Origin of the sequence: Agrobacterium tumefaciens (assembly GCF_009649785.1) — a bacterium.
GTDB classification, from domain to species: domain Bacteria; phylum Pseudomonadota; class Alphaproteobacteria; order Rhizobiales; family Rhizobiaceae; genus Agrobacterium; species Agrobacterium tumefaciens.
This window is the reverse complement of the sequence record NZ_WJOK01000002.1, coordinates 290,671-302,781: the sequence shown is the minus strand read 5'-3', so window position 1 is coordinate 302,781 and position 12,111 is coordinate 290,671. Positions and strand designations below refer to the sequence as shown.

The window sequence follows — 12,111 nt, the reverse complement described above, 5'->3', positions numbered from 1 at the left end:
ACATGCTGCCGTCCGTGCTGAAAGACAATCTGCGTCTTCCGGTCATAGCGTCACCGCTATTCATTATTTCGCATCCGCAATTGACGCTGGCGCAATGCAAGGCGGGTGTCATCGGCGCTTTCCCGGCGCTGAATGCGCGGCCCGAAAGCCAGCTGGACGAATGGCTGGCAATGATCACCGAGGATCTGGCCGCCCACAACAAGGCTAACCCCGAGCGCCCGGCTGCTCCTTTCGCCGTCAACCAGATCGTACATATGTCCAACCGGCGGCTGGAACACGATCTCGGCCTTTGCGTCAAATACAAGGTGCCGGTGGTGATTTCCTCGCTTGGTGCAGTACCGGAAGTCAATGCGGCCGTGCATTCCTATGGCGGTATCGTGCTGCATGATGTCATCAACGATCGCCACGCCCGCTCCGCCATCCGCAAGGGCGCGGACGGGCTGATTGCAGTGGCAACGGGTGCCGGCGGACATGCGGGCACGCTTTCGCCCTTCGCCCTGGTTCAGGAAATCCGCGAATGGTTTGATGGCCCCCTGCTGCTGGCTGGCGCCATCGCCAATGGCGGCTCCATCCTTGCGGCGCAGGCCATGGGCGCGGATATGGCCTATATAGGCTCCCCCTTCATCGCGACGCAGGAAGCCCGGGCCTCCGACGCTTACAAGCAGGCGATCGTGGAGGCACAGGCCAAGGACATCGTTTATTCGAACTATTTCACGGGCGTACACGGCAACTACCTGAAAAGCTCGATCGTCGCCTCAGGCATGGACCCCGACAACCTGCCCGAAGCGGATCCTTCCAAGATGGACTTCGAAACCGCCACCGGCGGCGCAAAGGCCTGGAAGGATATCTGGGGCGCCGGACAAGGCATCGGAGCGGTCAAGGTGGTGGAGCCGGTGGCTGACCTCGTCGATCGGCTGGCACGCGAGTATGAGGCAGCCAGACAGCGCATCTGCGCGAGAGGCTGAGGCCACCTATAAACAACGGGCAGGCTTTTTTTCGGATTTTTCGAAACCCGCGCATTCAAGGCTTGAAATCCGTCAGCATTGCCTGTATCAGCCCGCCATGAAGCTGATCCGTAACAAACGGGTCACAATCGGGCCGCTTTAGCTCAGTTGGTAGAGCACGTCATTCGTAATGACGGGGTCACGTGTTCGAGTCACGTAAGCGGCACCATTTCTTCCTAAAAAAATTCATTTCCGACACTTAGTTGCCTTTGGCGCGGCGTTGTCCACTGGCGGAAATCGTCATTTGGCGCTGCTGCTGCAATCATAAAACCTTTGAAACCAAACGGGCCTCCGCACGTTGAGCAGCAAGTCGCAATCAAATGGAAAGCCTGCCATCGTGGATGTCCTTCGTATTCTTATCGCCATCATTCTTCCGCCGGTTGGCGTGTTTCTCCAGGTCGGACTAGGCCTGCATTTCTGGTTGAATATCCTGCTCACGCTTTGCGGTTACATTCCCGGCATCATTCACGCGATCTGGGTGATCCTGCGCAAATGAGATTTGCGCGGCATATGACGGGACAACCATCAGATGCGCACAATATTTTAGTGCGTGATTAAATTCGTAATTCCGACTGGAACCTCATCTTCTCCCTCACGTTATGGTGATGACACCAGCTAAGGAGAAAATCATGAACCAGATCATCTACATCGTGGGCCTCGTCGTCATCGTTCTGGCGATTCTTTCGTTTTTCGGCTTTCGTTGATCACCGTTGTCAATTCGATCGCTTGCGCTTATTCTAATCAGCGGTAACACACGGCTGCGTTCATGGGTTGCTTTGCTGTCGGGTGTATTTCGGGATCGCGTTGCTCTGGGAGGTGCACGATGAAGAACGAGAGATGGACAGAGCCTGTCGAGGTCAATCTCGAGGCGAAGGGCAAAAGCGTTATCGCCGGCCCGTTCGAGGCACTGATGTTATTGACGGAAGGCTGGCCCAAAATTCGCGGATTGAGTTTCGTGAGAGCCAGAAGCGCCTGCCGCGCTGCGCTTGATGGACGCAAATCGCCGGAGGAAGCGCGAAAGTGCTTTACCGATGCGGTTTCCGAGATGCAGAAAAATCCGCACTGACCATATTCAGACGACAAATGGCCCCTCGAAAGGGGCCATTTTCATGCTTGCCATATTTCGTTCGATCTACATCCAGTAAGGTGCGACGCCGTAGTAGTCGTAAACCTTGCGGTCTCGCGCATGCAGCAGGTCATCATCGTCCAGGTTGGCGAAGTGAGGCGCATTTTCGATCTGCTCTTTGGTAAGATCGATGCGATAGCCATCAAGCTCTTCGTCATAATGGAGCTTTTCCCACGGCAGCGGATAATAGTCGTCGCCGATTCCGAAAAAGCCACCGAAGCTCAATACCGCGTAGGCGACACGGCCGCCGCGTTTTTCCAGAATGATCCGCTGGATCGAGCCGATATGCTTGCCATCGGCGCCATAGACGCGCGTGCCTTCAACCTTGTCGCTGGCGATCAGGCTCGGTGTGTCTTTGACGTAAGGGTCCTGCCCGGCACGGGGTTCTTGATGCAACATAACGTCTTTCCTCCTTGGATTTTCCTCGTGAGTATTACACTTGGTAAACCCCTCCACCGGAAATTCGTTCCGAAGCTTTTCGCGCGCTGCGGACTGAAGACGCGGATCAGGAGGCGCGGAAAAAGCCCTATTGGCGGATTTTTTGCCAGACGGAAGGAGAAACGCCGACCATTTTACGGAAGACGCGGGAAAAATGCGCCTGATCCGAAAACCCGGCTGCGATGGCGATGTCGGTCAGCGCCATGTCGGTTCGCATCATCAGGTCCTTGACCCGATCGATACGCGCCTGCATCTGCCATTGATGCGGCGGTACGCCTGTCGACGCCTTGAAGGCGTGGCTGAAATGGGATTGCGACAGGTTGGTGAGTTCTGCCAGTTCCTCCAGCCTTATCGACCGCAGGCAATGTTCGCGAATGTAATCGGTCGCCGCCCTCAACTGCCAGGAGGCCAGCTTGCTGCGTTTTTTGACCGGCTCCCGCTTCACCTTGAGGAAATCCGTCAATAGCGCCAGCACGAGGCTTTCGCCGTATAGATCGTGCAAAGGGTCTGGATTATCACATTCTGCGGCGATCAGCCGCGCAAGCACCAGCAGGCGCTCATCCTCGAACATCAGGTGCGGATCGAGCAACCCGTGCGGATCGAACCCCTGCACCAGCCGCGCCCCCAGCAATCCCGCATCGAAGTGCAGATCGAGATGGCGCACGAAGGAAACATTGCTGAGTTCCGCATGTACGTCCAGGTCGGCCGGTACGAAGGAAATGCGGTTCGCTTCGGATGACGCGTAATTGTCGCGGCGGCTACGATTCATCATGAACCGCCCATCATCCGTCCCATCCATATCAAGCAGGAAAACGAAACGCGGGTCCTTGCCGACATAGCGGCCACCCGCCTTCGATGCGCAACGCACGTCCCAGAGATCGGCGACGATGCCGTTCCACACCCGCGAGCGTGGGCCGCCGATGACGGCAAAGCCCTCGATCTCATTTTCCATCCGAACGCGGAAAGCCATGGCCTCTCGATCCCGCAAGGCGCAAAGGCGCCCCTATAAACATGATAAGATTATTCATATTTATAGGGGCAAACTATTTTCCCCGCAACTGCCAGCTACCCGTTACCACTTCTTGGAAAGCTTGAAGGTGATGGTGCGGCTGTCACCCCAGCCGCAAACCGAGACGCCGGCGCAACTCTTGACGTATTCCTTGTCGAAGACATTCGCAACGTTGACGGATGCCGTCCAGTCGTTCTTCTCGTAGCGGATCGCGGCATCGAAGACCGCAGCATCCGGAACACGCAGCGTGTTTGCCGCATCTGCCCAGGACTTGCCCTGATAACGCACGCCGCCGCCAATGCTGAGGCCTTCAAACGTATCATCGGTGAAGGCGTAATCCACCCAAAGCGACGCGGTGTGAGCAGGCACGATCCACGGCGATTTGCCGATCAGGTTAGGATTGGCGTCCTTGGTGATATCGAGATCGGTATAGGAATAGGAGGCGATGGTTTTCCAGTTGTCGGTGAGATTGGCCTTCGCCTCCAGCTCAAAGCCGGTGGACTCCACCTGTCCGAACTGGCCGCTCGTCGTTACGCCGCCGGCGGTATAGGAAACGATGGCGTTGTCCTTCACAAGCTTGAAGACAGAGGCGGTGATGCTGCCATCGAAGAAGGTCGGCTCGTATTTGATACCGGCCTCGAACTGATGTCCTTCCTCGGGTACGGCGGAGCTGCCATCCGCAAGTGTATCGATGAGCGGATTGAAGAAGGTGGCCGCCGAGACATAGGGCGTCAGGCCATTGTCGAATTCATAGGCAAGACCGGCGCGACCGCTCAGCGCATCGTCATTTGAGCGGCGAGACACACCCGCTGGCAGCCTGTTGTTCAGTTCGGTATCGACGTAATCGTAGCGCCCGTTCAGCGTTACCAGCCAGCCATCGCCGAAACGCAGCTGATCCTGTGCATAGATGCCGATCTGCTGCTGCGTCACGACGTTATTGGCGTAGACGAAATTCGTTCCCTGCGTCGAACCATAGACCGGTTTGAGCGCACCGATCGCATTCGATCCGCAGCACGCCTGCACCTGATCCAGCTTGTAGTATTTATAATCGAGACCGAAGAGCAGCGAATGGCTGACAGCACCGGTATCGAACTGGCCTTCGACGCGGTTGTCGACGCCGAAACTGTCGACCTTCGACAGGCCGTCATAACCAAAGCGGGTCAGCATATAGTCATTGGTGGTGGCATCGAGGATTGGCTGGCCATTGGCGTCAGTATTGGCCCAGCCGCCCGCATAGGGTCCGGTTTCATGCTTGTAGAGGTGGCCGTAGCGTGCGTTCTGGCTGATCTTCCAGCCATTGTCGAATTCGTGGCTGACTTCGTAACCCACCATGGACTGGTAGACGCGACCATTGTCGATATCAGGCTCGCCATAAAAGGCCTTGCGGTCGAGCTTGCCGAAAGGTGCGTCAACCACAGTGCCTACATAGGGCAGGAAGCCATTGCCGACATGGACCTGATCCAGCGCCGAGAAATAGCCGTAGAGCGTGGCACTGGTCTGAGCATCCGGCTCGAAGGTGATCTGCGGCATGATGAAGCCACGCAGATCCTCGGAGTAGTCGGTGTAATTATCGCCGCCCGAGACCTTGCCAGTGACGCGGTATTTCCACACACCCTCACCATCGATCTTGTCGCCGAGATCGAAACCGAAGAAAGCATTGCCGAAATTGTTGATGCCGATTTCCGTTTCGCGGACCGGCTCATCCTGCGGGCGCTTGCGAACCATCTGCACGATGCCGCCGGGATTGGCGCCGCCGTAGAGCACCGAAGCCGGTCCCTTCAGCACCTCCACCCGCTCCAAACCATAGGCATCCATCTGGAAACCGCCGAAACCGTAGCTGAACAGGTTCAGCCCATCCAGAAACACGCCGGTCTGGGTTGCCTGGAAACCGCGAATGTAAAACCAGTCCGTATCCGGATCGGTGCCGAAAGGTTCCGCCGTTACGCCGGGCGTGTAGCGCAGTACCTCGTCGATCTTGGTCACGACACCGCGGTCATCCATTTCCTTGCGGCCGACGACCGATACGGACTGAGGAATGTCCTTCGTTTCCGTCTCAGTTTTCGAACCCGTCGCGCTTTTCTTCGCAACGTACCCCCGGACCGGACCAGTGGCGTTTTCCGCGCCCTGCCCCTCGACGGTAATCTCACGCAGGACGGTCGTCTGCTGTGCGTGACCTACCAATGGCGCCATCAAAACAATGGCAGCCGTTCCCAAAGCCAGGCGGCCCAAAAACATCTCATGCAAATTTTTCAAGATATGCCCCGAAACAGATCACGGCCGACGTTTATATACGGCAGGCCGCAGCACCTCAATTAAGCTGAGTATTTACATCAGGATTAAGGCCGGATGCTTGTCGTTTTCTGGGGAGATTTGAAGCTTATTGGCTTCTCGCACAGTTTTGCGCCTGTCATTTATGGTGCAGGCGTCAGCTCTTGCGCCGCCCGATCCTTGCAAGCTGCATGACCGGCAGGATGCCGACGACGACAATCGCCAGTGCCGCAATCGACGCTTCCTCATAGGTGCCACGCGCCGCCTCACCGTAAAGATGGGTCGCGAAAGTCTCGAAATTCAGCGGCCGTAACAGGAGTGTGGCGGGAAGTTCCTTGACGCAATCGACGAAGATCAGCAAGGCGGCGGCGGCCAGCGATGCCTTTGAAAGCGGCAGATGGATCTGTCTGAATGTCTGTGTTGCGGATCGTCCCAGTGTTCGCGAGGCGTGATCGAAGGATTGCGGGATACGACTCAGGCCGGCATCGACGCCGCCAGCCGCAATGGTGAGGAACCGCGCCGAATAGGCGTAAATCAGGGCCGCACCGCTGCCGATGAAAATGAGGCCGGTGGATATGCCGAACCAGTCGCGCATGGTCTGGTCGACAAACCGGTCGAAGCCGCCAAGCGCAATCAGCACACCTATGGCGATGACCGTGCCGGGGGCCGCGTAACCTACCGTGGAAAGCCGGTAGGACCAGAGCGAGAGGCGTCCCGGAGCAAGGCGCATCGCGTAAGCGACCGCAAGGCCGAGGACGAGGGTGATCGCCGTCGCCAGTCCGGCAAAGAGGATGGTATTCAGAGCCTCATCGGCAAAACGGGACGACAGTCCGCTGAACCGGAAACGCTTCCATGCCTCGGTGACGAGATAGCTTGCCGGCGCCACGAAGCCGATCAGAACCGGCAGGCTGCCGAGCGCAAAGGCACCGCAAGCTTTAAGACCGGTGAGACGCACAGGCTCCAGTTCCCTGCTTTTCTGCGCCGACACGGTATAACGCTGCTTGCGCCGCGCCCATCGTTCAAATGCCACGAGGGCAACCACGATGAATAACATGGAAAGCGCGATCTGCGCCGCACCGGGCAGGTCGGATTTCGTGACCCATGTGGTATAGACCGAAACGGTGAGTGTTCGGACACCAAGGAATTCCGATGCGCCGATATCGTTCAGCGCTTCCATCAGGGCAAGGCTGATGCCGACCGCGACGGCCGGGCGCGCCAAAGGCACCGCAACCTTGAAGAAAGCCGCGCGTCTGGAAACGCCAAGCGTGCGTGCCGCTTCAAGCAGGTTGCCCGCCTGCGTGAGGAACATGGCGCGCACGGGAATATAGACATAGGGAAACAGCACGAAACCGAGCAGGATGATGCAGCCCGTCATGGACCTTATGTCCGGCAGGCGGAATTCACGCGGGCTGGAATAGCCCAGCAGCCAGCGGATCGCCCCCTGCACCGGCCCGATCGGATGCAGGATATCGAGATAGGCGTAAGCGACGATATAGGTGGGCATGGCGAGCGGCAGCAGCAGCGCCCATTCCAGTATTTTGCGGCCGGGAAAATCATAGGCCGTAACCAGCCAGGCGGCAAATGTGCCGATAACACCGGCCAGCAACCCGACGCCGAGCATCAGAACGGCGGTATCCGGCAAAGCCGTCAAAATCACGCTGGAACCGAGATGGAACCAAAGGCCATCAGACCCCTGCACCGCCTGCGAGACGAGTGCCAGAACCGGCAGCATGGCGCCACAGACCGCTGCCAGAGACAGGCTCAGCCACCAGAAGGAGGATGAAAACCTTGGTCTTGCGCGGGGCATCAATGGCTGGACGGCGTCTGGATTCATGAGCTTCTTGAAAATACAGGGAAGGCGCCCGCGGATGCGAACGCCTTCCAACTTGTTGTCGCCAATTGGCCTTTACTGGTCGAAACCGACCTTGTCGACCAGCTCGCTCGCCTGTTTGCGATGAGAGACGATCTCCGTCAGCGACTTGTTGTCAACCTTCAGGGTGCCGAAGGAGGCAACAATGTCGTTGAGTGCTGCGCCCTGCCTGACCGGATATTCGAAGTTGGCTTCGGCATAAATCTTCTGGGCTTCGTCCGAAACAAGGTATTCCAGAAGCTTGACGGCTTCGGCCTTGTTCGGAGCGCTCTTGGCAACAGCCGCACCGCTGATGTTGACCTGCGTGCCACCATTCTTGAACGTCGGCAGAACGACCTTGATCGCGTCGCCCCATTTCACCTGCTCCTCGCCACCCTTGCCCGAGCGCATCAGGCCGACATAATAGGAGTTGGCGATGCCGATATCGCAAATGCCGCCGAGGATATCCTTGGCAACGTCACGGTCGCCGCCGCCTGCCTTGCGGGCCAGGTTTTCCTTGACGCCGGCAAGCCACTTTTCGGTGTCCGCTGCGCCATAGTGAGCGATGTAGTCGGCAAAGAGAGCCGTATTATAGGGATGCTGGCCAGCGCGAATGCAGATCTTGCCCTTCCACTTCGCATCTGCCAAGTCTTCATAGTTGAAGGAGGCAAGGTCGAGATCCTTCGCCGCATAGAGAACGCGGGCACGCATGGAAAGTGCGAACCAGTGGCCCTTGGCGTCGCGAAGTTCCGCCGGAATAGCCTTGTTCAGGGTTTCGGATTCAACCGGCTGAGTAACACCCTTTTCCGCGAGATCGACGAGATTGCCGGCATCCACCGTCATCAGCACGTCGGCAGGTGAGCTTGCACCCTCGCTCAGAACGCGCTCTGCAAGGCCATCCTTGAGGAATACGGTGTTGACCTTGACACCGCTGGAGGCCGTGAAGGATTCCAGCAGGGGCTGGATCAGGGCCGGCTCTCTCGTGGTGTAGATGTTCAGTTCAGCAGCGCTGACTGATCCCGCTGCAAAAGTGACCGTGCTGGCAAGCAGGGCAAGTTTGGCAAATTTCGTCATGGTGTGTCTCCCTCTTCGATGGCGCAATATAGGGGGAGCAAACATCATACATGACGTATCAAATCAAGTTTTATTTGGCCGTTTTCAGGAGGGTTTCGATCACCAACAGTTGAAAATGGAGCGAAAATAAACATGCAAATCCGCTCATTCAACTTCAGGTAAATATCAGGACACCCTTCGGATCGATGCCGAAGCGCACGGCCTTGGTCTTGGCGGGTGTGCGCTGCATCGTCCTGACGCGCAGGTCGGCTGGAAGGCCGGGAACGGCTATGCCGAGTTGTTCGATCTCGCCGAGAAACACACGACTTGATATTTCGCCGGCAATCCCGTCTTTCGCAGCGCTGTCCTCGATGATCGAAATCGCATTGGGGCGAACATAGGCGGTGGCGGCAAGACCTTCCGCCAGACCGGACGCATCGCCCAGAGGCCCGAGCGGCGTTTCCACCCGCCCCTCCCTCACCCTGCCCTCGATCTTGTTGAAGGCGCAGAAAAAATCGGCGGCGTAGCGGCTTTTGGGATGATCGTGGATTTCGTAGCCCGTGCCGCTCTGGACGATACGCCCTCGCTGCATCAGCACCACACGATCGCCGGCGGAAAGCGCTTCTTCCGGATCATGGGTGACCATGATCGCCGTCGTGCCCAGTTGCCGCAGGACGCCCAGCGTTTCCTCGCGCACAGTGTCGCGCAATCCCCGGTCCAGATTGGAAAAAGGCTCATCCATCAACAGCAGGCCCGGTTGCGGGGCAAGGGCGCGGGCGAGGGCTACGCGCTGCTGCTCACCGCCCGAAAGCGTGTGCGGGTAGCGCTTGGCCAACTCCTGCAGATGAACGTGCTCGATCATCTCCGCAGCCCGGCGGCGGGCCTCGGCCTTTGGCAATGACCTGAGACCAAACATCACATTCTGTTCGACGGTGAGATGCGGGAAGAGCGCATAATCCTGAAAGACGAAACCGATATTGCGCTTTTCCGGTTCCACGAAACCAGCCGGACCAGCAACGACTGCGCCATTCACACAAACGCTGCCATGATCCGGCGTTTCCACACCCGCTATAATGCGCAGCAGGGTCGATTTTCCACAGCCGGAACGTCCCACCAGACAAATGATTTCGCCGCGTTCGACGGTCAGATCGATATCGGACAATACATCCGTGTCGCCGAATCTTTTTCCGACCGATTTCAGTTCAAGCGCTGCGTTGCCTGCCATTTCCAATCCTGCCCTGCTTTGCGAATTATGTTGATCGCTCAAATCAGGATTAAAGTCAAAAGGCGGGGAAAATAGGTTTCCATTCACGAGGTTGCGAGATGTTCGGCAGGAATATTGACGTTTACGTTAGAGTTAAATAGGCTTTGCCGATACGATGGACGTCAGGTGATTAGACGTCTATCATTCGTCATCGGGGAGCGGAGGAGCAGTCGATCCGGTGACGCCACATGCGGTTCCCTCAATCCGGCCATTACGCCGGTTGATTGGGGGTCTCATGATGATCAGGCAGCTTATAGCGCCTTTCATGCGTTCCATCGAACGCACGGCGCGACAGAGACTCTGGGAGGAGAAGCATGAGTGAATTGTCCCTGGGACATCCGGAAAATGTCAGCGCAGAGAAGCGCTGGCTGGCATCCTACCCGCCGGGCGTACCTTCCGAAATCCCCGCATCCGCCAATACCTCCCTTGTCGAACTTCTCGAAAAGAGCTGCGCGAAATTTGCCGACAGGAAGGCCTTTTCCAGCATGGGAAAGTCCCTGACCTACCGGGATCTGGATATTGAAACCCGCGCGGTGGCCGCATGGCTGCAATCCAGAGGGCTGGAAAAAGGCGACCGGGTTGCCGTGATGATGCCGAATATCCTGCAGAACCCCGTCGCCGTATACGGAATTTTGCGGGCAGGCATGATCGTGGTCAACGTCAATCCGCTCTATACGCCGCGCGAGCTGGAACACCAGCTGAAGGATTCCGGCTCAAAAGCACTTTTCGTACTGGAGAATTTCGCCCATGTGGCGCAGCAGGCGGTGCCGAAAACCGCCGTCAGACATGTGGTCGTTGCGGCCATGGGTGATCTCCTCGGCCTCAAGGGACATATCGTCAATCTTGTGGTTCGCAAGGTGAAGAAACTGGTGCCGGCCTACGCTATTCCCGGCTCCATCAGCTTCAAGGCCGTGTTGAAGGAAGGTCAGGGATTTTCCCTGAAGGCGGTCCGCCTCCTGCCGCAGGATATTGCATTCCTGCAATATACCGGCGGAACGACGGGCATTTCCAAAGGTGCGATCCTCACCCACGCCAATCTTCTGGCCAACAAGGCGCAGATCAGCCTGTGGCTGGATGCTGCGTTCACCCAACGCAAGGACCGTCCAGAAGTCCTCAACTTCATCTGCGCGCTGCCCCTGTGCCACATCTTTGCGCTGACGGTGAATTCGCTGATGGGCATTGCGCTTGGCGGCCATAACCTGCTGATCGCCAATCCACGCGATATTCCCGGCTTCGTGAAAGAGCTGTCGCATTATCGACCGCATATTTTTCCGGGTATCAATACGCTGTTCAATGCGCTGATGAACAATGAGGATTTCCGCAAGCTCGATCTGTCCTCGCTCATTCTCGTCCTCGGCGGCGGCATGGCGGTGCAGCGGCCGGTGGCCGAGCGTTGGCTTTCCATGGTCGGCTGCCCAATCGCCGAAGGTTACGGGCTATCGGAAACATCGCCCGTTGCCACCGTTAACAGACTCGATGCCACGGAATTCAGCGGCACCATCGGCCTGCCTATTTCCTCTACGGAAATCGACATTCGCGACGAGGAAGGCAAAAGCCTGCCGACCGGCGAGGTCGGCGAGATCTGCATTCGCGGGCCGCAGGTCATGGCCGGTTACTGGCAGAGGCCGGATGAAACCGCGAAAGCAATGACCGAAGACGGCTTCTTCCGTTCAGGCGACATGGGCTTCATGGACGAGCGCGGCTACACCAAGATCGTCGACCGCAAGAAGGACATGATCCTCGTTTCCGGTTTCAACGTCTATCCGAACGAGATCGAGGAAGTGGCCGCCAGCCATCCCGGCGTACTGGAATGCGCGGCAATCGGGGTTCCCGACGAACATTCCGGCGAGACCGTCAAGCTTTTCGTCGTCAAGAAGGATCAGTCGCTGACGGAAGCGGAACTCAAGGCCTTCTGCGCCAAAAGCCTGACAAACTACAAACGGCCGAAAATCATCGAGTTCCGAACGGAGCTGCCGAAATCGAACGTCGGCAAGATCTTGCGGCGTGAGTTGCGCAATCTGAACTGAAGGACGAGAGCCGGGTGACCGGCTCTTTTCTTTTCTCCCAGTCCATTTCTTTTACCGAAGTCGCCTTGATTTG

At 57.5% G+C, this 12,111-nt stretch carries 10 protein-coding genes and 1 tRNA gene; 5 read left to right on the top strand and 6 right to left on the bottom strand.

The window, feature by feature from the left end; genetic code table 11:
* Nucleotides 1-2: 2 nt before the first annotated feature.
* From GH784_RS03400 to GH784_RS03385, 4 genes are all read left to right on the top strand, one after another.
* Entirely contained in the window at nt 3-965 is a 963-nt protein-coding gene (locus tag GH784_RS03400; protein ID WP_065703777.1) for an NAD(P)H-dependent flavin oxidoreductase, read from the top strand.
* A gap of 132 nt (nt 966-1,097) precedes the next feature.
* A tRNA-Thr gene (locus GH784_RS03395) sits at nt 1,098-1,173 on the top strand.
* A 168-nt stretch (nt 1,174-1,341) separates the two neighbouring features.
* On the top strand, nt 1,342-1,500 hold the full coding sequence (locus GH784_RS03390; RefSeq protein WP_003514897.1) for a YqaE/Pmp3 family membrane protein: 159 nt from the start codon (nt 1,342-1,344) through the stop codon (nt 1,498-1,500).
* A 327-nt stretch (nt 1,501-1,827) separates the two neighbouring features.
* A complete protein-coding gene (locus GH784_RS03385; RefSeq protein ID WP_003514896.1) occupies nt 1,828-2,070 on the top strand; it encodes a DUF982 domain-containing protein in 243 nt (80 codons plus the stop codon).
* 66 nt (nt 2,071-2,136) lie between these two features.
* Here GH784_RS03385 and GH784_RS03380 read toward each other — a convergent pair whose 3' ends face one another.
* From GH784_RS03380 to GH784_RS03355, 6 genes are all read right to left on the bottom strand, one after another.
* Complete coding sequence (locus GH784_RS03380; protein WP_003514894.1) at nt 2,137-2,529, bottom strand: PRC-barrel domain-containing protein; 393 nt, start codon at nt 2,527-2,529, stop codon at nt 2,137-2,139.
* A gap of 127 nt (nt 2,530-2,656) precedes the next feature.
* Entirely contained in the window at nt 2,657-3,538 is an 882-nt protein-coding gene (locus tag GH784_RS03375) for a helix-turn-helix transcriptional regulator (RefSeq protein ID WP_003514892.1), read from the bottom strand.
* Nucleotides 3,539-3,640: 102 nt separating this feature from the next.
* Entirely contained in the window at nt 3,641-5,830 is a 2,190-nt protein-coding gene (locus GH784_RS03370) for a TonB-dependent siderophore receptor (RefSeq protein WP_083211594.1), read from the bottom strand.
* A gap of 172 nt (nt 5,831-6,002) precedes the next feature.
* Nucleotides 6,003-7,679, bottom strand: coding sequence for an ABC transporter permease (locus GH784_RS03365; RefSeq protein ID WP_065703910.1), 1,677 nt, complete (start codon nt 7,677-7,679; stop codon nt 6,003-6,005).
* Between the two features lie 72 nt (nt 7,680-7,751).
* Nucleotides 7,752-8,768: an extracellular solute-binding protein gene (locus GH784_RS03360; protein ID WP_065703773.1), complete on the bottom strand. Its 1,017-nt coding sequence runs from the start codon at nt 8,766-8,768 to the stop codon at nt 7,752-7,754.
* Between the two features lie 154 nt (nt 8,769-8,922).
* Nucleotides 8,923-9,972 (bottom strand): ABC transporter ATP-binding protein, encoded by a 1,050-nt coding sequence (locus tag GH784_RS03355; protein ID WP_013635410.1) that lies wholly within the window; start codon nt 9,970-9,972, stop codon nt 8,923-8,925.
* 353 nt (nt 9,973-10,325) lie between these two features.
* Here GH784_RS03355 and GH784_RS03350 point away from each other — a divergent pair, with 353 nt between their 5' ends.
* The gene (locus GH784_RS03350; protein ID WP_003514883.1) at nt 10,326-12,038 is read left to right on the top strand and encodes a long-chain fatty acid--CoA ligase; all 1,713 of its coding nucleotides are present in this window, start codon (nt 10,326-10,328) and stop codon (nt 12,036-12,038) included.
* The last annotated feature ends 73 nt before the right edge of the window (nt 12,039-12,111 follow it).